Origin of the sequence: Aquamicrobium zhengzhouense, assembly GCF_016124105.1 — a bacterium.
In the GTDB taxonomy this organism is placed as follows: domain Bacteria; phylum Pseudomonadota; class Alphaproteobacteria; order Rhizobiales; family Rhizobiaceae; genus Aerobium; species Aerobium zhengzhouense.
Genome location: NZ_JADGMQ010000022.1, coordinates 1 through 25,247, shown reverse-complemented (window position 1 = coordinate 25,247; position 25,247 = coordinate 1). Strand labels below are relative to the sequence as shown.

The window sequence follows — 25,247 nt, the reverse complement described above, 5'->3', positions numbered from 1 at the left end:
GAAAATCACAATCGAACGGAGCGGGGATCATTGTCAGCCTTGGCGAGAAGATCCGTTCGAACCCGGCCGAAGTGGTGAAGATGAGATCGCAGGTTTCCACGATGTGATCGACGATCACGAACGAGGAGACATTAAGCGCAATATCAAGGGAAACGCCAAGCCAGCATCTCCCGATAGTAGGGACGCCACAGCGGGCGCGTGACGCACCAGAACATCGTTGCTCTTCTCAAATGCCTCAGCGTCAGAGGTTCGTGGTGGATCATGACTGATAAGGCAAGATTATCGATCATAACAGGCGCTCGTATGGTGCGGCGGTTGTGGAGCCATTTAGGCTCAATTCCGCACTAATGGAGGTAAGAGTGCTCTTAACTTCTTCGGCCTAAAGGGAGATCTCCCATCTTCGCCACGGCCCCAGTAGCGCGCCTAGCGTTGAGCCGCCGTCCGAATAGGCAACCTGGCCATGCGGCAAAACGAGGGTGACTGGCAGACACAACTGCGAGAGAGTGCCTATGGAATTGCGCCAACTAAAATACCTGCTGTCAGCGGTGGAGTGCGGAAGCCTTGGCAAGGCCGCCGCGCAGCTTGGCGTGGCGACTTCGGCGCTCAGCCAACAGATCAGCCGGCTCGAGAGTGAATTATCGACCCGCATTCTTGTGCGGAGTGCCTCAGGGGTAACCCCGACCGAAGCTGGCACACTCTTCTGCCAGCACGCAACTCTCGCGCTGAGGCATATCGATGCTGCAGTCGAAGCCGCCCAAGGAGCGAGACTTACCGGTGTTGTCTCCCTTGGTCTGGCACCGACGACGTCCTCGATCCTGGCGCTACCGCTTATCCAGGCAATGAACAGGCGCTACCCGGATATCCGATTGCAGCTCGTCGAGGGCATGTCCGGTCACCTGTCGGGCATGCTGAAGGCGAGGCAGATCGACCTCGCGGTTCTGTTCGGTCCTGACAACAGCTCCGCCAGCCGAGATATGACGCCGCTTCTCGATGAGACGCTCTTTCTGATCGGACGCAGCGAATTATTGCAGCAAGCGAATATCGCGGCAGGTACAGGCGATCTCTCGCTCCGGCAGATTGCTTCTTTGCCCGTCATTCTCCCGAGCCGAGGACATGGCCTGCGAGACAGCCTCGACAGAGCATTTGCGAACGCTGAGTGCCGTCCGGAGATACAGATGGAGATAGATTCACTGGCGGTCATCATGGAGGTCGTGTCCGCCGGTCTCGGCGTCACCATCCAGCCTGGAGCTGCTCTTACGCGCGCTCCCGCCAAGAAGCTGGCGTTCGTCCCACTCACCACTTCGGAAGTCCGGCGCAGCAACGTGCTGGTAAGCCTGCCCGACCATGAGCTCGCACCAGCTGCCCTGGCGCTGCGTGCCCAACTTCGCAAGGTGGTGGCAAAGCTCGTCCGTGACGGCCGCTGGCTCGGTGCCGTGCTGCACGAAAGCGTATAGACTTTCGCGCCGCCTAGATCGTGCGTGCCACCGCCTTTCGGGCGAAGCACGGCCTCCATTGCTCTCCGAAAGTGAGGGCAAACGTTTATGCATGCCGATAGATCGGATCTCTGCGCAGGGAGGCGTGGCCCCCCAACAGGAATGCGGGCCGTGTCGCTTCCGGGGTCTTCTTGATTCGAGAGGGGCTCTTCATCTTTTGATGATGGCGGACTTCCGGGATTTCCTTAGAGGAGAGTGAAGGACACATCTTCAGGGAGTTTACATGTCGATTGACGTGCTGGTCATCGGAGGAGGGAACGCGGCACTCTGCGCGGCCCTTACCGCGCGGGAGGCCGGCGCTTCCGTCCTGATGCTCGAGGCGGCTCCTCGGGAATGGCGCGGCGGCAACTCGCAGCACACCAGAAATCTGCGCTGCATGCATGACACGCCACAGGACGTCCTCGTCGACGCTTATTCGGAAGAGGAATTCTGGCAGGATTTGCTGAAGGTAACCGGTGGCAAAACCAATGAGGAGCTCGCACGCCTCGTGATCCGGACCACCGCCACCTGCCGCGACTGGATGCGCAAGCATGGCGTTCGGTTCCAGCCGGCGCTGGCGGGCACGCTTCACGTCGCCCGAACCAACGCGTTCTTCATGGGCGGCGGCAAGGCGCTGGTCAATGCTTACTACCGCAGCGCAGAGAAGCTTGGCGTCCAGGTCCGCTACGAAACCCCGGTGAAGGAACTGGTGTTCGACGGCAATCGCTTTGTTGCGGCCATTACCGAGTCCGGAGAACGGATCGAGGCAAGGTCGGCGGTTCTCGCCGCCGGCGGCTTTGAGTCCAATCGCGAATGGCTTCGCGAGGCCTGGGGACAAAATGAGAGGGGCGAGTGGCCGGCAGAGAACTTCCTGATCCGTGGCACCCGTTTCAATCAGGGCGTGCTTCTCAAGTTCATGATGAACCAGGGAGCGGACATGATCGGGGATCCGTCGCAGGGCCATTGCGTGGCTATCGACGCGCGCGCCCCGATTTATGATGGCGGCATCTGTACCCGCATCGACTGCGTGCCGCTCGGCGTGGTGGTGAACCGCGATGGCGAGCGGTTCTATGACGAGGGTGAGGATTTCTGGCCCAAGCGCTACGCCATCTGGGGCCTTCTCGTTGCCGGGCAGCCAGGTCAGATTGCCTATTCGCTCATCGACCAGAAAGTCATTGGCCGGTACATGCCGCCGGTGTTCCCCGGAATCACTGCGAACACACTGCCCGAACTGGCGCAGAAGATCGGGCTTCCGGTGGATACGTTCATGCAGACGCTCAACGCCTATAATGCGGCCTGTCACCAGGGAACGTTCGACCACACCATCCAGGACGACTGCCGGACGGAAGGTCTCACCCCGTCTAAAAGCCACTGGGCGCGTCCAATCGACAAGCCGCCGTTCTATGCCTACGCACTACGCCCCGGCATCACCTTTACTTACCTGTCCCTCAAGACTGACCGCTCGGCCGCAGTGCGGTTCGAGGATCGTCCGAGCCCCAACCTTTTCGTGGCGGGCGAGATGATGGCCGGGAACGTCCTCGGCAAGGGCTACACGGCCGGTGTCGGCATGTCGATCGGAACGACGTTCGGCAGGATTGCCGGATCCGGTGCCGCAGCAGCAGCTCTCAACAAATCCTGATCAGGAATGCCTTCATGAATGCTTGTGAAACTACAGAAGCTCCGGTCGCTGCCCGGGGCGCACCGGTCCCGATAGCGGAAGTCCGCGAGGCCGATGCCAACGCCGCCGAGGTGGATCGCATCCTGCACATCTGCAACGCCTGTCGGTATTGCGAAAGCTTCTGCCCCGTCTTTTCGGCGATGACGCGGCGGCTCGACTTCAATCTGGCGGATGCCCACTACCTCGCCAACCTCTGCCACAATTGTTCGGCCTGCCTCTATGCCTGCCAGTATGCGCCGCCGCACGAGTTTGGCGTAAACCTGCCCAAGGCACTGGCCCGGGTGCGCCGCGACACCTACGTGGAGTATGCGTTCCCGAAGGCCTTCGGTCAGCTCTATTGCCGCAACGGGCTTGCCGTCGCGATGGCGGTGAGCTTCGGCATGGCACTCTTCCTGATGATCGCTATCGCCAGCCAGGGACGCCTGTTCGTACCGGGCCTCGACGCGGACTTCTATGCTGTGTTCCCGCACAACACGCTGGTGCTTCTGTTCGGCACCACCGCCGCCTGGGTGCTCGTCGCGCTCGGTGTTGGCCTTGTCCGCTTCTGGCGGGAGGTATCGGCTCCGCAGGAAACCCTTGCCAATCCGGCTGCGATCGGGGAAGCGGCCACGTCAGTGCTGACGCTCAGGTACCTGGATGGCGGCCATGGCGAAGGTTGCAATAACGAAGACGACGCCTTCACATTGTGGCGGCGGCGCTTCCACCACCTGACCTTCTACGGGTTCATGCTGTGCTTCGCATCGACGTCGGTGGCAACGCTCTATCACTATGCGTGGGGCATTGAGGCGCCATATCCCGTCCTCAGCCTGCCGGTCCTGCTTGGCACGCTGGGCGGTCTTGGACTGATTGCAGGACCGATCGGCCTCTATTGGCTGAACCTCCGCCGCAACGACCTCCAGATCGACGAGCGGCAGAAGTCGATGGACCGCGGCTTCATCGCTCTGCTGTTCTTCATCAGCCTGACAGGCCTCGCCTTGCTGGCACTACGCGAGACCTCCGGCATGCCGCTTCTTCTCGCCCTCCATCTCGGCTTCGTAATGGGCCTGTTCCTGACGATCCCCTACGGCAAATTCGCCCATGGATTCTACCGCACGGCCGCTCTGCTGAAGCATGCGATAGAGAAGCGGTTACCAAATCCGATCCAGGCCGGATCTGACTGAAAAAGGCGACACCCGCAACGCCGGAGATGGCGGGGCGGGTGTCTGAAGCAAAGCAACCAAACGGGAGCGCTCAGCAGACGGACCTGGCTCTGGAATACCCGAAGGCTACCGACTTGACCAACTAGCGAGAGAGCAAGGCTAGAAGATCAGAAGGCGGACGTGTCACGGAAGCCCATTTGGCGGGACAGGTCTAGGGCAGACGAGCAGACGGCTTCCTTGATGGCAGCAATGTCGTCGTCATCGACACGGGCAGCGGGTGCGCCCACCGTCAAAGCGGCGACGACCGCCCCGCCGGCCCCGAAGATCGGCGCGGCAACGGCGATAAGATCTTCGCTGAGTTCGCCGCGACTTATATGGAACTTTTCCTCGCGCAGCTCTCGCAACCGCTCACGCAGCAAAACCGGATCGGTCGGCGTACGCGGTGTAAAGCTTGCCAGTTCGCCGCCCATATAACGTTCCTGCTCTTCTTGCGGCATGAACGCCAGGAACACCTTTCCGGAGCCAACGTGCAGCGGACGGCGGCGGCCGACAACCGCGTGGACGCGAACGTCCCGCGGTGGCTCCCATCTTGCAATACACACCGTCTCGTCGCCATGGCGGATGCGAAGCTGCACCGTCTCTTGTACGGCCTCGCCGAGGCGGTGCATGATCGGCTTGGCTCTGCTGAGCACATCCGATTGGGCATGGGCGCTCTCGCCAATCAGGAGCGCCCGATAGCCAAGGCGATAGGACTTTCCTTCACCGCTGCGCACGATCATCTGCGATGATTCAAGCGTGCGCAGCATGCGAAGGATGCGTTGGCGGCTGACGCCCGTTCGCCGGGCAATCTCTGCCATCGACAAATCGGCTTCTGCCGCAATGGTCGTCAGAACGCGGACGGCGAAGTCAACGGCCTCGATATGGTAGGCTGAACCGTCCGGCTCCTCGGATCCCATCTTCATCCCCGATTATGCGAGTTCCTGTCTCACCAACGCGGAGATCCGCGCGATCACGGTGCCGATGTCTGCCTGAACCTGAGCGAAACGTCCAGATTTTTCCAGCGCCTTCTCGTGCATGTAAATGCCGCGATTGACCTCAATCTGGACGCTGAAGATGTTGCGCGCTGGATCGCCATAATGCGCGACGAGGTGTGCACCCTTGTAGGGATCATTGATCTGCGCGCTGTAGCCGAGATCACGAAACGCGTCGGCAACTAATGCAGTGAAGGCAGGATCGGAGGTTTCCCCGTCGCGGTCGCTGATGACGAAGTCGGGCCGGGCGCATCCGGCGTCGTCATTCATGGCATTGCCGACGGATTTCATCGAGTGGCAATCAATATGCCTGACAAGCCCATGGACTGCATGCATGGCCTCGATCCGCGCACGTAGCGCATCGTGGTAGCTGTCGTAATAGGTCTCGATCCAACGCAGCACGGTCGCTGCCGGCAATGGACGATCGTAGTTTTCAACCCCCGGCAACGCCAGGCGCCGCAACAGCCCCATTCCGACTTCGCTCTTGCGCGTGGGGCGCAGAGGGAAGGGGAGGTCGCCCTCGATTAGCGCCGGATCGATATCGTCGCGTGCCCGATTGAGATCGATGAAGGAGCGCGGGAAATGCGCCCGCAGCAAGGTGGCTCCATGCCTGGGTGCTGCTGCAAACAACTCATCCACCCAGGCATCCCAGCTGGTCGCGAGGTCGGCATCGCTTGCAAGCGGAGCCCAGTCTGCCGGCCGCTGCGTACCGCTGTGAGGTGAGTCATAGAGGATCGGCAGTGCCGTACCTTCTGCTTCGATGATGTCGTAGGTGCCGCTCATTTTCATTCCTTGACATGTTGCGCCCGGACCAGGCAGGCCCCTTCCGGGCTTCGTCTGTCACGACAGGCGTGACGTCGTAATGTAGGAATTGACATATATCGAAAAACACGTCAGGGGAAGTGACATAGAGGTCGCCAACGCGGCCAGAGGGACGAATTTGATGAATGCCAACCGGACTTCCGGCGACGAAATCAATGTTCAGCCGTCACGGATGATGGCGGACCTTGCGGAGCTGGCCCGTCATACGAAACATGCTGGCACGGTCGGGGAGCGCGAAAGCCTCGCTGTGATCGAAGCCCGTCTGCGCGAGGCTGGTTTCAGCTGCAACGTGCTCTCGCACGACGCCTATATCAGCCTTCCCGGCAATGCTTCCTGCACTGTTGCGGGCCAAGCGCTCACCTGCATTACCCATTCAATGGCAGCCGCAACGGGACCAGACGGTATTTGCGGTATGCTTATCGACCTCGGGCGCGGTGATGCTGCTGCCTTTGCGCGCGAAGACCTGCGCGGACGCATCCTGCTCGTGGACGGGATTGCAAGCCCCGTAGTCGCCTTGCGCGCAACCCGCGCCGGGGCTGCTGGCGTCATTCACGTCAGTCCGCATGAGCATCTTCACGAAATGTGTTTGTCTCCGGTCTGGGGAAATCCATCGCTGGAAACGGTTGGACAGCTTCCGAAGGTGCCTGTCGTAACCGTCTCCGCAGCAGATGGAGCCGCAGTCCGGAGTGATCTGGCGCGCGAGGGCGGCGTCGAGGCGACCATATTTGCGGAAGTCGATACTGGCTGGCGGGAAACCCCGCTGTTGGTGGCTGAGTTATCTTCCGCCTCTGGCTCGACCGAAGAAGACGAGCCCTTCGTGTTGTTTTCCGGTCATCACGACACATGGCACTACGGCGTCATGGACAATGGCAGCGCCAATGTCGCGATCATTGAAGTCGCGCGCAATCTCGTGAAGCTTCACAAGAGCTGGAAGCGGGGGCTGCGCATCTGCATCTGGTCCGGCCACTCACAGGGCCGCTATTCCGGCTCGGCCTGGTATGTGGATAACCACTGGCGCGAGCTCGACAAGCGTTGTGTTGCCCATGTGAACATCGACAGCCCCGGAGGGCTGGATTTCACCTCGTTGACAGGCACCGGGGTTATGGGCGCGCTTCGACCGCTCGCCCACCGCGTTATTCTCTCCCAAACCGGGCAGGAGCTGGCCGGTAACCGCAAGGTTCGTTCTGCTGACGATTCCCTGCAGTCGCTGGGCGTACCGTCAATGTTTGGGTCCCTGAGCCGCCAGGAATCATCGGTTCCCGGCATGCGCAACGCGCTCGGCTGGTGGTGGCACACCCCGCACGATCTCATTGACAAGATCAATCCGGAATTTCTCGCGCGCGACGCTCGCATCCTTTTTGGATGTCTTGAGGCGTTGCTTTGCGACGAGATCCTGCCGATCTCCCATGATGAAACGCTTGCGGACCTAGCCGCGCAAATTGCGGGTCTTCAGCAAAACCTGGAAGGGTCCCTCGATCTCGCCATCGCCGCAACCGCGGTGGAAACGCTACGAAATCAGCTGCAGGACCTGACGCGAGCGGGGCATGCGCCGATCGTCAACGCTGCGCTTATGGAGCTGTCGCGTTGGCTCGTCCCGCTTGATTACGGCAATGGCGATCGTTTCAGCCATCTCCCCGCGCTACCGACCGTGCCATGGCCTGTGCTGGAACCGCTGCGGCGCCTGGCCGCCGAGCAAAAAGCCGCAAGCGAGGAGGCTGACGCAACCCGTTTCGCCCGGGTCGATGCGCAGCGCGCCCTGAATCGGCTCGAATACAATTTGGCGCAGGCGACGGCGTCAATTGCCTCACTTTCACACTTTAGAATGGGCTCAAATGAGGATATCGAAACCCATGCTTAAACCCGCCTGCCTTGCCACCGCCCTTGCGCTCTGCCTTTCGGCTCCTGTTCTGGCGCAAGATCTCACGATTGCGATCAAGGCGTCGGTCGATGCCGCCGATCCGCACCAGCTCTATTCTCCAAACCGCAACGTTCAGCTGCAGGTTTACGAGCCGCTCCTCTATCAGGACCAGTACCTGAAGCCGCAGCCATGGCTGGCGACGTCCTGGGAGGCAGTCGAGCCCAAGGTTTGGCTCATTCACCTGCGCGAGGGCGTCAAGTTCGCCAATGGCCAGCCATTCACCGCTGATGACGTGGTGTTCTCGATCGAGCGCGGTCTGACCATCGAAGGCGCACGCACCTACCGCTCATATCTCAAGGATATTGAGAGCATCGAGGCGGTGGATCCGCTGACCGTGCGCATTACCACCAAGGTGGAGACGTCTTTCCTGCCCGAGAACCTGACATCGATCGGCATGGTTTCCCACATCGCGGCCAAGGACGCGACCGCCGATGATTTCAACGGCGGGTCGGCCGCAATTGGTACGGGCCCTTACAAATGGGTCAGCTGGACGCCGGGACAGGACGTAAGGCTCGAGCGAAACGACAATTGGTGGGGTGAGAACCTTCCGGAGTGGGAGAAGGTGACCTATCGCTTTATTCCCAATGACAGCGCCCGCGTCGCAGCCTTGCTCGCCGGTGACGTTGACGTCATCGACAACATTCCAGGCAACTTCTCGGGCCAGATTCGTGAACGTGCTCAGCTGGTTGAAGCGCCGTCCGTCTTCACGGTCTATCTGGCACTCGACCGCGCGCGCGACGTGACCCCTCAGGTCACAGACAGTGCGGGCAAGCCTCTTGAGAGCAACCCGTTCAAGGATCCGAAGGTCGTTCAGGCGCTTGACCTGTCGATCAACCGCGAGGGCATCGCACAGCGCATCATGCAGGGCGGCGCCGTGCCGACCAATCAGTATTCGCCCGATGGCTTCTCCGGTTACAACGTCTCCATCTCGGCTCCGGAGTATAATCCGGCCAAGGCCCGCGAACTGCTGGCAGAAGCTGGGTACCCGGATGGCTTCAACATGACTCTGGCGTGCTACAATGATCGCTTCTCAGGCGACGCGCAGACCTGCCAGGCACTTGCATCGATGTTCACTTCGGTCGGTGTTCGCACGACCGTAGACGCGATGCCGGCTTCGGTGTTTTTCCGTCGCGGCACCGGCAATGAGAACGGTTCGGAGTTCTCGGCAATGATGGCCGGTTACGCGACCCCGACCGGCAGCCCGATGAACTTCTACGTCGCTCTGATCCAGACGAACGACCCGAAGGCGGGCACTGGTTCGAACAATCGGATGAAGCACTCCAATCCTGAAATCGACCAGATGATCAAGGAAGCAGGTGTTGCCTTCGATATGGATGAGCGTGAAAAGCTGCTTCAGGGCATCGCGGCCAAGGCAGTCGAGGAACACGCCATGCTGAACATCATGTTCCTGACGTCGAGCTGGGGCCTGCGCTCCGATCTAGTCATGGAGGAGCCGCGTGGTGACGGCTTCACCATGATCCGGAACATCCGCTCCAACTAAGACCGACGCCTTGAGCGCAGCCGCCGGACCGGCGGCTGCGCCTCGCGCTGCGTGTGGCTGCGCTTAAAAGCTCGCCTCGCGCCGGACAGAAAGAGATTCAAATGTTGCGATGGTTGTTCGAACGACTTTTCCAGGCCTGCCTGGTTATCGCGGCCATGTCGATCATTGTCTTCATCGGCGTCAACGTCATTGGCAATCCGGTAGACATATTGATCCCGCCGGACGCGAGCCAGGCAGAACGGCTGCGGGCCATTGAATATCTGGGCCTCGACAAGCCGCTATGGGCTCAATATCTCGACTTCCTGCGCAATTTGTTTCGCGGTGATCTCGGCACCAGCTATGTCTACGGTGCGCCGGCACTCGGTGTGATCCTGCAACGCTTGCCCGCAACGATCGAACTGGCGCTAGCCGCGATGCTGATGGCCATTGTGATCGGCATTCCGCTCGGCCTCTACGCTGGCCTTCGCGCGGATCGCTGGCCGGCAAAGCTCCTCATGACGGGATCGATCCTTGGCTTCTCGTTGCCCACTTTCTGGGTCGGCCTGATGCTTATCATGGTGTTCTCGGTGCAGTTGGGCTGGGTTCCGGCAAGTGGGCGAGGTGACACCGCCGAGTTCCTCGGCGTCCAGTGGTCCTTCCTGACGCGCGACGGCCTGAGCCATCTGCTGTTGCCCGCAATCAACCTGTCCCTTTTCAAGGTTTCGTTGGTGATGCGTCTCACCCGAGCCGGTGTGCAGGAAGTGCTGCCCCAGGACTATATCCGCTACGCCCGTGCAAGAGGCCTGACCGAGAAGCGCGTCATCTGGGTTCATGTTCTCAAGAACATCATGATCCCGGTGGTGACCATCATTGGCCTGGAATTCGGCTCGTTGATCGCCTTCTCCGTCGTCACCGAGACCATTTTCGCATGGCCTGGCATGGGCAAGCTGATCATCGACAGCATCAACGTTCTCGATCGCCCGATCATCGTCGCCTACCTGATGCTGATCGTCCTGATGTTCGTCTGCATCAACCTGATCGTCGACATTCTTTACGCCTTCCTCGACCCGAGGGTCCGGTTGAGCGCGCGGGGGACCAAATAATGTCGGATACGGATTTTCAAGCCGGACCGGTGGCAATGCCGGTCAGGGCCGGCTCGTTCAAGACACTGATGCGCAGCTTCCGCCGCGCTCCTGCAGCGCTGTTAGCGCTCATCGTCCTGTCAATTATTTTACTCGTAGCGCTGTCGGCCCCGTTCCTCGCGCCGCAGAACCCCTACGACCTTTTGCAACTCGACATCATGGACGGGCTGCTGCCACCAGGGAGCGAAGCACTCGGTCGCGACTTGGTCTACATGCTCGGCACGGACGGTCAGGGCCGCGACATGCTCTCCGCAATCATGTACGGACTGCGCATCTCGCTATTTGTCGGGATCGTGTCGGCGATTACGGCCGCCTTGATCGGAGCTACAATCGGGCTAATCGCTGCCTATACCGGGGGCCGCACCGAGAGCCTGATCATGCGGATTGTAGATCTGCAGCTCTCCTTCCCCTCCATCCTCGTTGCGCTGATGATCCTGGCCTTCCTGGGCAAGGGCGTGGCAAACGTCGTGCTTGCGCTGGTGATCGTGGAGTGGGCGACCTATGCGCGCACGGCAAGAGGCTCTGCGCTTGTCGAGACGCGCCGCGAATATATCGAAGCTGCGGTTTGCCTTGGTGTGCCAACCTGGCGGGTTCTCCTCAGGCATCTGCTCCCAAACAGCCTTAGCCCGCTGATCGTTATCGGCACCGTACAGATCGCGCGCGCCATCGCCCTTGAAGCGACCCTTTCGTTCCTTGGCCTTGGCGTACCTGTAACCGAACCGAGCCTTGGGCTGCTTATCTCCAATGGCTACCAATACATGCTTTCGGGCCAGTACTGGATGAGTTTCTACCCCGGCATTGCGCTTCTGATCACCATCGTGGCCATCAACATGGTGGGCGACCACCTGCGTGAAACCTTCAACCCGCGAGGACAGGCATAATGACTGGCCACGTTTCGTTACGCGCGGAAGCCGGGCCGCTTCTGGCTGTCCGCAATCTGACAACATCCTTCCAGCAAGATGGGCTCTGGACGCCGGTGCTGCGAGACATCTCGTTCGACATCGGCCGCAGTGAGACAGTCGCGGTGGTCGGTGAAAGTGGCTCGGGAAAGAGCGTGACCGCCATGTCGATCATGCAACTCCTGCCAAGGTCGACAAGCCGCATCGAAGGCCAGATCCTTTTCGAAGGAAATGACCTTTTGGCGCTGCCCGATGCCGAGATGCGCAAGATCCGTGGCAATCGCATTGCGATGATTTTTCAGGAAAGCAGCCTGAACCCGGTCTACACCGTTGGTTTCCACATGGTGGAGACCTTGCGCCGCCATCGGGGCTTTTCTGCCGCCCAGGCCCGCAAGGAAGCGGTCAGGCTATTGGACCGTGTGCGAATTCCATCTGCCGCGTCGCGCCTCGATGATTATGCTCATCAATTTTCTGGCGGCATGCGCCAGCGGGTGATGATAGCGATCGCTTTGGCCTGCAAGCCGCGCCTGCTGATTGCCGACGAGCCCACTACGGCGCTTGACGTCACCATTCAGGCGCAAATCCTCGAGCTGATCAAGGAGTTGCAGGATCAGGACGACATGTCTGTGATGTTCATCACACACGACATGGGCGTCGTCGCCGAGATCTCTGACCGCACTGTCGTGATGTATCACGGCAACGCGGTTGAAGAAGGGCCGACATCGCAGATCTTTTCTTCACCGCAAGCTCCCTATACGCGGGCGCTGCTGGCTGCTGTACCGCGTCTTGGCAGCATGCGCGGTCTACAAGACCCTCTTCGTTTTCCGGTTGTGAGCAAGAAAACGGGTTTGGCGGAACCGGTGCCCGCGTCCGTACCGACGGTCGATCCGGCCGCCAAGCCTATTCTGGAAGTGCGCAACCTCGTGACCCGCTTCGACATCAAGGGTGGGACTTTTGGCGGGCTGACCGGCAGGGTTCATGCCGTCGAAAACGTCTCTTTCGACTTGCGCCCCGGTGAAACCTTGTCGCTCGTAGGCGAGTCCGGCTGCGGCAAATCAACCACCGGACGCTCGATCATGCGCCTGACCCAGCCATCATCCGGTCAGATCATTGTCGAAGGCACCGAGATGTCTGCGCTGAACCGCAACGGGCTACGCCAGATGCGCAAGCAAGTTCAGATGATATTCCAGGACCCGGTCGCCAGCCTCAATGCGCGCATGACCATCGGCGAGGCCATTACCGAACCCTTCCTCGCCCACCGCATGGGAACGCGTTCTCAGGCACGCGACAAGGCGGCCGACCTTCTCGAGCGCGTTGGTCTGCGTGCCGACATGCTAAACCGTCTTCCGCACGAGTTTTCGGGTGGTCAGCGCCAGCGTATATCGCTCGCTCGTGCACTGATCCTCGACCCCAAGCTGATCGTCGCCGACGAAAGCGTCTCCGCACTCGATGTGTCGGTGAAGGCGCAGGTGGTTAACCTGTTGCTCGAACTCCAGGAGCGTCTTGGCCTGTCCTACCTATTCATCAGCCACGACATGGCAGTGGTGGAGAGGGTGAGCCATCGCGTAGCCGTGATGTATCTCGGTGAGATCGTCGAGATTGGCCCCCGCGACCGCGTGTTTAGCGATCCGCAGCATCCTTATACGAAAAAGCTGATTTCGGCTGTGCCGATTTCGGATCCTGAACGACGCAACATCCGAAACGGTCTGTCCAACGACGAGATCAAGAGCCCCATTCGCCCGATCAATTTCGTCCCACCTCAACGTGACTACGCAGAAGTCTCCCCGGGCCACCTGGTGATGAAAGACGCAGCTGTCTCTGTCGGACCTATAAAACGGACCCGTCCATGAGTGAAATTCGGGTGGGTCCTAAGGCGGGCAACATGTCGATCAGGCAGCGAAAGCCCTTCATTGGCAAGGCCCGGCCGCGCCTGGCCTTATCGATAATGACTTCGATCAGCTAGAAGCCCGGCGTCTGGCCCCGGAAGGGCCAGCGCGAAAACGCATACCCTGTTCGGTGAACCTTATCCCCAAACCTTAACCGCGGCGAGCATTGCGACCTTATGGCCGCCCCATCAGCCATCAGTCCAGCGATGAATGCCCGTCGTTCCGAGACCTGACCAGAGCCTCAGACAAGGCTCCCGCGCTTGATCCTACGCGAGTGCTGCAATCCTCGCCGGCGTTCCCTTCCACACAAGCGCGCACACCGCCGCGCATGTGCGGACGCGATGCCCTGCTGCCATTATTCCCCTTGTCCAAGCCTACCTGAAGCCTATCGAGATGCCGTCTGACCGTTGTAGGGCTGCTCCGGAGGGGACCGCAAAGGGTTAAAAGCCCATCCAAAGCGCTCGCCTAATCAGGCAACCGTTCTATCCCCTACCGTGCAACATATTTTGCAAGGCCACGGGATGTGAGGCCGATTGACCCGCCATGCGCTCGGGCAGGCGTTGTTTGCCGCAGCTCTTATAGTCGTTCGCGTTCAGCATCCAGCCCTTGGCGATGTAGTCGGCGCGGGCAGGGTGGAACAGATCGACGAGCAGGTGCGGGCCATCGCCGACGCCTTCAGTCGTGTGTTCGACCGTTGGTGGGATCGTCGCAAGGCTCGGGCTTGCAGCATCGACATGCACATCCGCGCGCCATTCATTGGCGTTCTTGCTCCACGGCGTGCGCAGGTGATGGATGAAGTTGCCTTCAAGCGCGAGGCTGCCTTGCGAGAAGTCGGCATGGGAATGCGGCGACAGTTTCGTGCGGTCGCGCGGGCCCTGATAATGCACCCAGTTGATGCTCATCGCATCGGTCTGCAGCATCTTGAGGCGCGGATTGTCCGCTGGCGGTTGCAACCTATCCATGTCGTAGATGGCGGGGAGTGTCTTTGCCCTCGTGAAGCGAGCCGTCTTTGCCTTTGGCGCGACGAGATAGGCAAGCGTTTCGGGTTCGAGCACGATGTCGGTTGCGGGCGCGACAATGGCAAGCTGGCGCTCGCCCTGAATGGTCTGGCCTGTCACCTGCGCCTTGCCGTGCGACAGGATCAGGATCGCTTCGGCGGTGTCGGGCGTGGTCAGGGAGAGACTGCGCTGCGCCGCCTCGAGGCGACGAACGGTCAGGCCATCACCGTCAAGCGACGTAGAAGCGGCTTTTGTGTCGAACAGGTCGTAAAAATACTTGGTCGGTTCCATCGGATCAGCTTCCTGCGCGCTTGAAAGGGGCCGGGATGGCGACGGTCTCGCCGACCGTGAGGTACTGGATACCGGCAGAGCGGGCGACGAGCGCCGCGCGCTTGGGATCAAAGCGCGATTTCTCGTCGAGATGCTCGTCGAGGAGATGAATGCCGACGACACGGCCGAGAACCAGCGTGCTCAGCGTGTCGCCTTCGCGCTCGGGGTCGATCTCGATAGTGCGATAAAGGCGGCACTCGAGCGTTGCAGGAGCCTGGACCACTCGCGGGGCGGCGATGAAGTCGCAAGGTTCCGTTGCAACGCCGAGTTCCGCGGCTTCATCCATGCCCTTTGGGAGCGGCGCGGATGTGGCCACCATCATGGGCAGCAAGGCTTCGCTGACCAGATTGACTGAAAAGACGCCGGTTTCGAGAATGTTCGCCAGCGTATCCTTGCGTGGGCGGTCATCTGGCGTGTTCATCGACACCGAGATGATCGCTGGCGCGCCTGAAGCGACGTTGAAGTGGGAGAACGGGGCAAGGTTGCCTCGTCCATCAGCGTCCTGGCTGCCGATCCACGCGATAGGGCGCGGCGCGACAATCGCATTCATTAAGCCGCGGTCGGACAGCGGTGCATCGCGAAGATCGATCAGCATGGATTATTCCAGAATGACGGGGTTGGAGAGACGGCCAAGGCCGGCAATCTCGATCGCGACTTCACCCTGCATCTCGTGCAGGTTGACGCTGCGGTGTCCGTGCGGGAACTTTTCGTTGCCGCGGGCCGAGGTGCCGAAGCAGAACATGTCTCCCGGCTCCAGCGTGAAGTAGCGCGATGCCTCGGCAACGACTTCCTCAACCTTGAAGCGGTAGTTCGACGTCGAATCCTGCGCAAAAACTTCGCCATTGTACCAGCCGGTGACGGCAAGGTTGTTCGGGTTTTCCACCTCGTCAGCGGTCGTCAGCCACGGGGCCATCGGACCGAACGTGTCAGAAGCCTTGGAGCGGGCGTGGTAGACATAATGCACGTCGCGGTCTTCCTCGCCGTGCTGGCGACGCCATGCGAGGTGGAACGGACGCAGCAGATCAGCCGAGCGCGCGGTCGAGATCGAGTCGAGCTGAAACTTCAGGCCGTGCGAGGTGATGTCGTTGATGATGCCAAAGCCGAAGATCGCTTCGCGGGCTTCCTCGACGGTCGCCTCCTTGAGGCGCTTGCCAATGACGCCAGCAAGTTCGAGCTCGGGGATCGTCTCGCCGTAATCCTTGCGGATCACGATCGGCTTGCCGTGGCCCGTCAGCGACGACGGAGCCTTGAGGAAGAAGTTCGGCACGCCCGGATCGTGGAAAGCCGCGTTGCGGATGCCCATGTTGTTGAAGGCAACGCCAAGGATCTTGCTCGGGCGCGGCTGCGGCGGCAACCAGTCGAGGCCCTCGACCGCAAGAACAGCGGCTTGCGGAAGATCAGTACGTGCAAGGATCGCGCGGGCAGCGTCCATGGCGGCTGCGCCTGCGTCGATGAAATCGTTCAGCGACAGGCCAGCGTCGGGCAGGCCGGCATCGGCCAGCAGCGGGCGCAGCAATACGGCCTTGTCGTCGCCATAAGCAGCGATGAGTTCGCGGCGACCGTTGTGATTGATGGTACCCAGCTTCATGGTTATGCTCTCATTGTCTTGAACGCAATATGCCGTATCTGCTTAGCCTGCATGGGGGCCAGGTTGGAGCGGAACGCGCAAACGTTCCGCAAACTGGAACATGCCGATTTTCTGATGGTGTCGATGTCCGCGGAAACCTCACTTGAAAAGGGCTTGGCCATCCTTGAGGCGATGAACCACCTCGGGCCGATGCGGCTGCGTGATATTCACGCGCGCACCGGCTATGCAAAGCCGACCATCGTGCGCATGCTGAAAGTTCTGGAAAGCCGCGGTTATGTGACGCGACTGGAGCGCAATGCCGGCTATTGCTTGTCCTCGCGCGTTCTGGCGCTGAGCGATGGCTATAACAGCGTGTCACGGCTGGTCGAGGCGTCTGCCGTGCCGCTCGATGCGTTTACCGAGCGGGCGCTGTGGCCGGCGGCGATGGCTGTGGTGGATTTCGACCACATGGTCGTGCGCTATTCGACCATGTCGAGCAGCCCGCTGTCCCATACGCATTCAACGATGAGCCGGCGGCTGAGCATTTTGCACCGCGCGCATGGGCGTGCCTACCTTGCCTTTTGCCCGGATGAAGAGCGCGAGCGAATGTTCGGCCGTCTCGACAAGGCAGGCCGCGATTTCATCGAACCCTATATCGATATCTATCGCCGTCAGGGCTGGGCCGAGCGTGACCCGGCAACGGAGCCACGCACCAACTCGATCGCAGTACCGGTGCTGTGCCGTACCGGGCGGGTAGCGGCGACAATCGGCATCACATTCTTCCGCTCGGCGGTTGGCGAAGACGCCAAGGCCAAGCTTGCCGAAGATCTGCACGCAACGTCCGAGCAAATCCTCGAACGTCTGCGCGCCATGCCGCGCGCGGCATCGACGTCCGAACGCGGCGAGCACGAACATCACGAGCTAGACCGCGAAGACGCCGCACCGCTGGATTATCTCTGAGTCACGAAAAAGCCCCCGCAGCGGATGCTGACGGGGGCTTTTCGTTTCGGGAATGTGCCGTTGATCAGTCTTCGGCGAATGCCTCTTCGCGCTTCTTGCGGAAGCTTGGCATCATCGTCGACAAAAGCAGCACCGCAGCCAGAAGCAGAAGCGCCAGCGAGATCGGGCGATCGACGAAGATGGTGAAGTCACCCTTAGACAAAAGCAGCGAACGGCGCAGGTTCTCTTCCAGCAGCGGGCCGAGAATGAAGCCGAGCAGCAAGGGAGCCGGTTCGCACTTCAACCGGTGCAGCATGAAGCCGACGAGGCCGAACACAGCTGCGACATAGACGTTGAAGCTCGAGTTTTCGATGCCGTAGAGGCCGATCAGGCAGAACATCAAGATAGCCGGATAGAGCACCGTGTACGGCACGCTGATCAGTTTGACCCATAGGCCGACGAGCGGCAGGTTGAGGAGAACAAGGATCACGTTGCCGATCAGCATCGAGGTGACCAGCGCCCAGAACATCGGCGCGTTCTGCGTCAGGATCATCGGGCCCGGCACGATATTGTGCACCATCATCGCGCCCATCATCAGCGCCATGACGCCGTTGGACGGGATCGCAAGCGTTAGCATCGGGATGAACGAGGTCTGGGCCGCCGCATTGTTGGCAGCTTCTGGACCTGCAACGCCCTGAATGGCGCCCTTGCCGAACTGCGACGGATCGCGCGCGACCTTCTTTTCCAGCGAGTAGGCCGAGAAAGACGCAAGCGCCGCGCCGCCACCAGGCAAGATGCCGAGCACGGAACCAAGCAAGGTGCCACGCACCGCTGCAGGAGTGCCATACCGGAAATCCTGCTTCGAAGGCCACAGGCGCGAGACCTTGTGCAGGTCGGTCTTGGCCGAGGCCTTTTGCGCCACGTTCGACATGATCTCGGCAAAGGCAAAGAGGCCCATCGAGATGGCGACGAATTCAAGGCCCGACATCAGGTTCAGCGTCCCGAAGGTGAAGCGATTGGCGCCGCTGTTCAAGTCCGTGCCGACCGTGCCGAGGATCAGGCCGATCACCACCATGCCGATCGCCTTGATGATCGAGCCGTTGGCAAGGATAACCGCCGCAAACAGGCCAACGATCATCAGCGAGAAATATTCTGGTGATTTGAACGACAGCGCGGCCTTAGCCAAGATCGGCGAGAAGCCGGCAATGAAGAAGGTGGCGATGACGCCTGCTAGCACGGAGGCAAGCGCTGCGGTTGCAAGCGCTGCGCCACCACGCCCCTGACGCGCCATCTGGTAGCCGTCGATCGCGGTGACGACCGACGAGTTTTCGCCCGGCAGATTGACGAGGATCGCGGTGGTCGAGCCGCCATATTGCGCGCCATAATAGATGCCCGCGAGCATGATCAGCGCCGAAATCGGATCAAGGCTGAAGGTCAGCGGCAAAAGCATCGCAATGGTGGCGAGCGGCCCAAGACCCGGCAGGACGCCGATCGCGGTGCCAAGCAGCGCACCGATGAAGCAATAGAGAATATTGTGCAGCGCCAGCGAGTGGGAAAAGCCAAGCGCGAGGTTATTGATGAAATCCATGGCCTCAGGTCCTCACCAGCGGCAGTCGAAGATCCAGCCCGGCGACAAAGACAAGCCACGCAAAGCCGACAAGAGCGACCGAGACGACGGCAACGCGCAGCCAGTTGGCGCGCGGCTCGGCCAGTGCGCCGATGAAGGTCGATGCGACGACGGCAGGTGCCAGTCCGAACTGCTCGAGGAAGACACCGGCAATAAGGGCCGATGCGGTGATGCAAATGATCGCGCGCCACGGCGTTGGTCCAAAGGCTTCGTGCTCGCGCTTGAACCAGCCGGCAAGGAAGACACCAAGACCGAGCGCGGCCAAAAGGAGGCCGAGGACAAACGGAAAGAAGCCCGGTCCCATGCGGCCCGGCGTTCCGACGTTGTAGCTTGTTGCACCCCAAGCGACGGCAAGGCCAAGCCCGACAAATGTCAGGGCCGTTTGCCCATCAGGACTGCGCAGCAAAAACCGCAGCATGTCATTTCCTCCAAGACTAAACGCCCGCCCCCGGTGAGGAGCGAGCGTTGTCGTGATAATCAGGCCTTCGGCAGGTCTGCGATATGCGCGCCGGCAGCGATGGCTTCGAGACGACGTGCCTCTAGGTTGAACATTTTGAGGCAGCCATCGGCCACCGCGCGTGCATGTTCGATCGGGACAACGCAAACGCCCGTGTCGTCGGCGACGATCAGATCGCCCGGATTGATGCGCAAGCCGCAGACATTGACCGGACCGTTGATCTCGGTCGTCTGGATGCGCCACTTGCCGGTGATCGGCGAGATTTCGGTCGCCCATTTCGGGAAGCCGATTTCGCGCGACAGGTTGAGGTCGCGGATACCACCGTCAACGATGGCACCCACAATGCCCTGGCGCTGTGCGATGGTCGACGAGACGCCGCCCATGTTCGACAGACCGGCGACGCCCTGAATGACGACGACATCGCCCGGCTGGGCAAGGTTGTGCGCTTCCATTTCGGCCATGCCGTTGAAGCCGGCGGCAGCGCGCTGGTTCGGGTTGTCGTCGCCGCGCAGCGGCTCGTGCTTGACCGTGATGGCGGGGCCGACGATCGGCTGGCCGTGAATGGTTGGAACGAGGTCCGACGCGCCAACAGCGCCGACGAGACCAAGCTTGTCCATGACATCCGACACCATCGAAGTGTCGCATCCGATGGTCTTGAACGCGTCGATGATGTCTTGGTCGGGACGCGGAAAATCCAGCGCAGCAATGCGCTCGGCGGCAATCTTGCCGGTAAGTCTGACTGTCATGGTCCTATCCGTAAAGCAGACCGGGCGGCTGAGGCCGCCCGGATTGTCCAGATTTAGAAGAGGCCGAGTTCCTTGACCTTCGTCCAGCGCTCGATTTCGTCGGCAATGAATGCCTTCGTCTTCGCCGGGTCGAGTGCGAGAAGGACCGAGCCTTCGCCTTCAATTTCCTTGCGCATTTCGTCGGTGGTCAGGAAGCCGATGGCTGCTTCCGAAACCTTCTTGACGATCTCCGGATCGGTGCCAGCCGGAGCTGCGATGCCGAACCAGGTACCCATTTCGAACGGGAAGCCAGCTTCAGCGAAGGTCGGGACTTCCGGAGCCAGCGGGCTGCGAACCGACGATGCGATCGCAAGCGCACGCAGCGCGCCGCTTTCGACATGCGGCTGAACCAGCATGATCGTCGGCATCAGCATGTCGACTTCGCCGCTGACGACAGCCGTCACAGCCGGGCCGCCGCCATTGTAAGGAATTGCATTCATCTCAAGGCCAGCTTCAGCGCCGAACAGCACAGCCGACAGATGCGGCTGCGAACGGTCGCCAAACGTGCCGTAGTTGATCAGGCCCGGCTCTGCCTTGGCGAGATCGATGAATTCCTGCAGCGTTTCAGCCTTGACGCTCGGGTGAGCGACGAGTGCGGTCGGCGAGATCGAAACCATGGTGACCGGCTCGAAATCGGCTGCCGGATCGTATGGCTTGCCTTCGCCCAGAACGACGTTCGTCACGTAGGACGACGACATCATTAGCAGCGTGTAGCCGTCCGGCTTCTGCTGGGCTGCATACTGCACGCCGATGAGGCTGCCTGCGCCCGGCTTGTTTTCGACAACGACCGGCTGGCCGAGTGCCTTGGAAATGCCGTCAGCAACCTTGCGCGCCTGAATGTCCGTGCCGCCGCCTGCAGCGAACGGAACAACCAGTGTGATCGGACGGTCAGGATAGGTCTGTGCTAACGAAGCCGATGCGCCCAAGCCGAGCGCCATCATGCCAATCGCGGCGCTTGCCAAATATTTCTTCAACATAGCTATCTCTCCCGATTTGCCGCGGACCATTTGCGATGGCCTCCCAGTGCGGCGGATAGGTAAACTACTATGTCAGGAGATGGAGGCTCTCCAGCAAGACAGCACAGCGTTCCGCATGCCGGAATATGAGGAAATTTCTTTTACTTGACGCGGGTAGTGATGAAAGTGGAGGTCCTCAGTACGACATACCTAATGCCTAGCCTGCCAATGCCTAGTTAGCAGCTCTAGAAGCCGTGACCTTGAGGTGACCTGGTATGATCCGCCGCTCAGCCTCAATCCGCACCGGCACGGACTTTGCCGCTGGCGTTTTGCTTTCCTGGGAGTAGTGCCAGAGAGGAATGAGGGCGTTGCATTCTGGGTAGTAGGCGGCGATCGTGCCGGAGGGCAGGTCGTAATCGATCACCTGAAAGCCGCCCATGCTGCGGTGGATCCCGTCATCAACGGCGGTGGTCAACCTTGCGGTCCCGTCTTTTTCGATGCCGAGTCGCTCGCGATCCTTGCGGTTCATCATCACGATCATGCGCGAGCCGTGAATGCCGCGAAGGCGATCGTCATAACCGTAGACCGTCGTGTTGAACTGGTCGTTCGAGCGAAGGGTGATCAGCCGCAATATGTCTGGATCATTTCCCTCGTCGAAGGAGGCGTTCAGCGCCTGCGGCACCTTGAAATTGGCACGACCCGTGTTCGTTTCCCACGCACGGTCCCGGGCTGCGACCGGCCGCGCGAAGCCGCCCGGAATGTCGAGCCTCGCGTTGAAATCCCCGAAATCTGCCGGAAAGATGGCCGCGATTTCGTCACGCACCAGGGCATAGTCGCCCACCCATTCATCCCACGGCACACGCCCGTTTGGCAAAAGCGCTGCCTTGGCGATCTCGGCGACGATACGCGGTTCGGAGCGAAGGTGCGGGCTGGCAGGCTTGTATTTGCCGCGCGAGGCGTGGATCCGGGTCGTGGAATCTTCCATCGTCACGATTTGCGGCCCTGTCGCCTGCTCGTCGATCTCAGAGCGCACTAGGGTCGGCAGAAGATACGTCGTTTTCGCGGGCACCAGATGAGTGCGGTTGAGCTTGGTGGCAATCTGTACGGACAAATCCAGATCGCGCCACCTCTCTTCCATCAATTCGCGTTCGGGAATGGCGCGCAGGAAATTACCGCCAAGGCCGATGAAGGCCCTGATTTTGCCTTCGATGATTGCCTCGCAGGCTTCGACCGTGTTCAGCCCGTCCTGACGAGGCGGGGAGAAGCTGTAGCGCTCCGCGAGCCGGTCCAGCGGAACCAGATCGGTCTTCTCGGCAATGCCGACGGTGCGCTGGCCCTGAACGTTGGAATGGCCTCGGATCGGACAGATGCCGGCACCCTTCTTGCCGATATTACCTCGCATGAAGAGAAGGTTCATCAGCATCTGAACATTGTCGACGCCAAGGCGATGCTGGGTCAGCCCCATCCCGTAAATGGCGATGACGGAGTTTGCATTGGCATAGGTCCGCGCCGCGGCCTCGATCTCACCGCGCGCTATTCCGGCTTCACGGACAATGTCCTCCCACAAGCAGGCGCGAACGCGACTTTCGAACGCGTCAAATCCATGTGTGTGCTCGTCGATGAAGGCAATGTCGAGGACGCGCTTTGCGCCGGCGGCCTTCGAGTCGTCGTCCCAGGCAAGCAGGGCCTTCGCCATGCCCATCATCACGGCAATGTCGCCACCCGCGCGCGGCTGGTAATATTGCGTCGCGATCTGCACCGGACTGTTGGTTACCATCTGGCCGATATGCTGGGGATTGAGAAACTCCTCCCAGCCGCGCTCGCGCAGCGGGTTGAATACCACAATCGGCACGTTGCGCTCGCGCACCTCCTCCAGCGTGTGAAGAAGGCGCGGCGAGTTGGTGCCGACATTCTGGCCGAAGGAAAGGATGCAATCCGTCTGCGCGAAATCCTCGAGCAGCACGGTGCCGACCGGCGTGCCGATGCTCTGCGGCAGCGCAACCGAGGTCGTCTCGTGGCACATGTTGGAGCTGTCGGGCAGATTGTTGTTGCCATACATCCGCGCCAGCAGCTGATACATGAACGAGGTTTCAAGCGAGCCGCGGCCGGACATGTAGAAGACGACGCTTTCGCGATCATAACCCTTCAGCCGTGCTCCGATATCCGCGAATGCCTCGTCCCAGGAAACGGGCACATAGCGGTCGCTGGCCGGGTCATAGCGCATCGGCTCTGTCAGTCGCCCTTCATTCTCGAGAGCGAAATCGTCCCGTTTGCGCAGCTCCGACAGGGTGTGGCGGGCAAAAAACGCGCGATCAGCGCGGCGCGGGGTGAGATCCCAGAACGTCGCCTTGGCGCCGTTTTCGCAAAACTCGCCGAAATGCGGCTTGGCCGGTTTTGCCCATGCGCAGCTGGTGCACATGTAGCCGCCAGTCTTGTTGTGATCACGCACCAAGCCGGGCGCGGCCGCAAACGCCCCCTGCTTTGTCACATGCTTTGCCAATGATTTGATCGACCCCCAGCCCCCCGTTGGTTGGGTGTAGGTTTGGTGACGTGCCCGATCAGCCATCCCGCGCTCCAGATCCAGTGTTGCTTCAGTTTGCTAATGCGAGGCCTGGGGGGATCGTTCCGAGGTAGGGGAGGGGCGAGGCGGAGGAGGGCGCGGGACTTGGCAGAGTTACGGCGTCACCCGAACCGTTGTGCCTTGACAACTGGGTGATGTTTGCTTCGGCTGTGCCCGATGACGGTAAGTCCACCGGTACGCGCGCTGCCTCAAAATATTTATCGCCGAAATCTGAATACATTCTGAACAACGCGTTCAGCACGAGTTCAAAGCAAAGACTACACTATTTTTGTACTCAAAAGGCAGAAATAAGACATGAGCTGTAGGGCCATCTCTCTAGCAACCCTCGCGCTAGCTGTTTCTATCGCGCCGATCTCGTCGGCTTTCGCATATACGATCCACTACAAAGATAAGAAGTATTCGGTTACCTGTGACAACGGGGACAGATGGAGGCGCGGCGACGGTTCTCAAATAATAACACATGACGACGCGAAGAAGGTCTGCGAAGCACGTGGAAGTAGCATCAAGGTCCCGGACGGATTGGCCAGAACAGGACCAGCACAGAAAGACACGAGCAGCAGCGTCCAAAAACGATAGGTTTGCGTTTTTTGTTCGTCTGATTGTAATAACCGGAGGAGCCAGTCATGAATTTCAAGAACATCGTCCTGGTCACAATCGCATCAACCGTTCTTCTCGCACCAATCCCGACGGCCTTCGCATATTCAATCGAATATAAGAACGAGCGATATACCGTAATTTGTGACGATGGCTATAGATGGACATACGGTGACGGTACTCAGGAGATCACCCATAGCCAAGCCAGACGAGGCTGCGCAGAACGCGGAAGCAGTATCGCGGTACCGACGGGCGATACGAAACCTAGACCAGCAAAGCGAGATACCAGCAGCAATATCCAGAAGAAATAAGAGAACGTCAATCAAAGCCCCACTTCGGCGGGGCTCGAACACCGAACTCGGCATCCTACTCGGTATTGCTGGACCTGCGATCATCTTGGTGTCTGGTGTCAGCACTCTGATCTGTGAAAGCTGCAGTTGCTTTTGTAGCTTTGGGAATTGACCGTATTGACCTGCCACTGAGTTTTTCCTCCATCTGAGATTAGAGTCCGGCCTTTGATCGAAGGACAGATAGATGAAGCGGAAGCGGTTCACGGAAGAACAGATCATCGGGGTTCTGCGCGAGCACGAGGCGGGCGCGAAGGCAGGCGATCTGGCCCGCAAGCATGGGGTCAGGCGAGGCGACACTGTTTAATTGGAAGGCGAAGTATGGCGGGATGGACGTGTCCGACGCCAAGCGTCTGAAGGCCCTGGAAGATGAGAACGCTAAGCTGAAGAAGCTGCTGGCGGACCAGATGCTAGAAGCAGCTGCGCTGAAGGAGCTTTTGTCAAAGAATGTATGGTCCGCCTCGTCCGTGCAAGGGTACGCGACATCGTGAGCGACGATACCAGTTGCATAAATGTATCCGGCCTCTCGCGAGTGGGCTGCGGTTGCAGCCAGGCCATGATGAGATCCGCACACGCCGTTCCCAATAAATGGTTCGGGC

Annotated in this window: 20 protein-coding genes and 1 pseudogene; 11 read left to right on the top strand and 10 right to left on the bottom strand. The window is 60.3% G+C overall.

Annotation, left to right across the window (positions count from 1 at the left end; genetic code table 11):
* The first annotated feature begins 509 nt into the window (after positions 1-509).
* The 3 genes from IOD40_RS19045 (at position 510) to tcuB (ending at position 4,310) form a co-directional block, all read left to right on the top strand.
* Positions 510-1,454, top strand: coding sequence for a LysR family transcriptional regulator (locus IOD40_RS19045; protein WP_198478288.1), 945 nt, complete (start codon positions 510-512; stop codon positions 1,452-1,454).
* A gap of 262 nt (positions 1,455-1,716) precedes the next feature.
* Positions 1,717-3,111 carry an FAD-dependent tricarballylate dehydrogenase TcuA gene (gene tcuA / locus IOD40_RS19040; protein ID WP_198478287.1) on the top strand — a complete coding sequence of 465 codons (1,395 nt, stop codon included), beginning with the start codon at positions 1,717-1,719 and terminating at the stop codon, positions 3,109-3,111.
* Positions 3,112-3,125: 14 nt separating this feature from the next.
* Complete coding sequence (tcuB, locus tag IOD40_RS19035; protein WP_198478286.1) at positions 3,126-4,310, top strand: tricarballylate utilization 4Fe-4S protein TcuB; 1,185 nt, start codon at positions 3,126-3,128, stop codon at positions 4,308-4,310.
* A gap of 146 nt (positions 4,311-4,456) precedes the next feature.
* Here tcuB and IOD40_RS19030 read toward each other — a convergent pair whose 3' ends face one another.
* Positions 4,457-5,251, bottom strand: coding sequence for an IclR family transcriptional regulator (locus tag IOD40_RS19030; RefSeq protein WP_210336985.1), 795 nt, complete (start codon positions 5,249-5,251; stop codon positions 4,457-4,459).
* Between the two features lie 6 nt (positions 5,252-5,257).
* Positions 5,258-6,103, bottom strand: a complete 846-nt coding sequence (locus tag IOD40_RS19025) for an N-formylglutamate amidohydrolase (RefSeq protein WP_198478284.1) — start codon at positions 6,101-6,103, stop codon at positions 5,258-5,260.
* Positions 6,104-6,263: 160 nt separating this feature from the next.
* On the opposite strand from IOD40_RS19025, the gene IOD40_RS19020 reads away from it, so the two are divergent.
* The 5 genes from IOD40_RS19020 to IOD40_RS19000 all read left to right on the top strand — a co-directional run bounded on the left by IOD40_RS19020 (position 6,264) and on the right by IOD40_RS19000 (position 13,431).
* The gene (locus tag IOD40_RS19020; RefSeq protein ID WP_198478283.1) at positions 6,264-8,000 is read left to right on the top strand and encodes a M28 family peptidase; all 1,737 of its coding nucleotides are present in this window, start codon (positions 6,264-6,266) and stop codon (positions 7,998-8,000) included.
* Entirely contained in the window at positions 7,993-9,561 is a 1,569-nt protein-coding gene (locus IOD40_RS19015; RefSeq protein WP_198478282.1) for an ABC transporter substrate-binding protein, read from the top strand. Before IOD40_RS19020 ends, IOD40_RS19015 begins: the two co-directional genes overlap by 8 nt.
* Positions 9,562-9,662: 101 nt before the next feature.
* Positions 9,663-10,643 (top strand): ABC transporter permease, encoded by a 981-nt coding sequence (locus IOD40_RS19010; protein WP_198478281.1) that lies wholly within the window; start codon positions 9,663-9,665, stop codon positions 10,641-10,643.
* A gap of 35 nt (positions 10,644-10,678) precedes the next feature.
* Positions 10,679-11,563: an ABC transporter permease gene (locus IOD40_RS19005; protein ID WP_198478308.1), complete on the top strand. Its 885-nt coding sequence runs from the start codon at positions 10,679-10,681 to the stop codon at positions 11,561-11,563.
* Positions 11,563-13,431 (top strand): ABC transporter ATP-binding protein, encoded by a 1,869-nt coding sequence (locus IOD40_RS19000; protein WP_198478280.1) that lies wholly within the window; start codon positions 11,563-11,565, stop codon positions 13,429-13,431. Before IOD40_RS19005 ends, IOD40_RS19000 begins: the two co-directional genes overlap by 1 nt.
* 518 nt (positions 13,432-13,949) lie before the next feature.
* Here IOD40_RS19000 and IOD40_RS18995 read toward each other — a convergent pair.
* The 3 genes from IOD40_RS18995 to IOD40_RS18985 are packed head-to-tail and all read right to left on the bottom strand — an operon-like array spanning position 13,950 to position 16,383.
* The gene (locus tag IOD40_RS18995) at positions 13,950-14,756 is read right to left on the bottom strand and encodes a cupin domain-containing protein (protein WP_198478279.1); all 807 of its coding nucleotides are present in this window, start codon (positions 14,754-14,756) and stop codon (positions 13,950-13,952) included.
* 4 nt (positions 14,757-14,760) lie between these two features.
* Positions 14,761-15,390, bottom strand: a complete 630-nt coding sequence (locus IOD40_RS18990; protein ID WP_198478278.1) for a flavin reductase family protein — start codon at positions 15,388-15,390, stop codon at positions 14,761-14,763.
* A 3-nt stretch (positions 15,391-15,393) separates the two neighbouring features.
* Positions 15,394-16,383 (bottom strand): fumarylacetoacetate hydrolase family protein, encoded by a 990-nt coding sequence (locus tag IOD40_RS18985; protein ID WP_198478277.1) that lies wholly within the window; start codon positions 16,381-16,383, stop codon positions 15,394-15,396.
* A 51-nt stretch (positions 16,384-16,434) separates the two neighbouring features.
* On the opposite strand from IOD40_RS18985, the gene IOD40_RS18980 reads away from it, so the two are divergent.
* Positions 16,435-17,322 (top strand): helix-turn-helix domain-containing protein, encoded by an 888-nt coding sequence (locus IOD40_RS18980; protein WP_210336984.1) that lies wholly within the window; start codon positions 16,435-16,437, stop codon positions 17,320-17,322.
* A 64-nt stretch (positions 17,323-17,386) separates the two neighbouring features.
* Here IOD40_RS18980 and IOD40_RS18975 read toward each other — a convergent pair whose 3' ends face one another.
* The 5 genes from IOD40_RS18975 to IOD40_RS18955 form a co-directional block, all read right to left on the bottom strand.
* A complete protein-coding gene (locus IOD40_RS18975; protein ID WP_198478275.1) occupies positions 17,387-18,889 on the bottom strand; it encodes a tripartite tricarboxylate transporter permease in 1,503 nt (500 codons plus the stop codon).
* Between the two features lie 4 nt (positions 18,890-18,893).
* Complete coding sequence (locus IOD40_RS18970) at positions 18,894-19,346, bottom strand: tripartite tricarboxylate transporter TctB family protein (protein ID WP_198478274.1); 453 nt, start codon at positions 19,344-19,346, stop codon at positions 18,894-18,896.
* Between the two features lie 59 nt (positions 19,347-19,405).
* Complete coding sequence (locus tag IOD40_RS18965) at positions 19,406-20,131, bottom strand: RraA family protein (RefSeq protein WP_198478273.1); 726 nt, start codon at positions 20,129-20,131, stop codon at positions 19,406-19,408.
* 53 nt (positions 20,132-20,184) lie between these two features.
* Entirely contained in the window at positions 20,185-21,147 is a 963-nt protein-coding gene (locus IOD40_RS18960) for a Bug family tripartite tricarboxylate transporter substrate binding protein (RefSeq protein ID WP_198478272.1), read from the bottom strand.
* 211 nt (positions 21,148-21,358) lie between these two features.
* The gene (locus IOD40_RS18955) at positions 21,359-23,692 is read right to left on the bottom strand and encodes an FdhF/YdeP family oxidoreductase (protein ID WP_198478271.1); all 2,334 of its coding nucleotides are present in this window, start codon (positions 23,690-23,692) and stop codon (positions 21,359-21,361) included.
* A 638-nt stretch (positions 23,693-24,330) separates the two neighbouring features.
* On the opposite strand from IOD40_RS18955, the gene IOD40_RS19885 reads away from it, so the two are divergent.
* Positions 24,331-24,612: a hypothetical protein gene (locus IOD40_RS19885; protein ID WP_210336983.1), complete on the top strand. Its 282-nt coding sequence runs from the start codon at positions 24,331-24,333 to the stop codon at positions 24,610-24,612.
* Between the two features lie 223 nt (positions 24,613-24,835).
* Positions 24,836-25,100 (top strand): annotated as a pseudogene (locus IOD40_RS18950) (transposase); the annotation flags it as partial.
* Between the last annotated feature and the right edge of the window lie 147 nt (positions 25,101-25,247).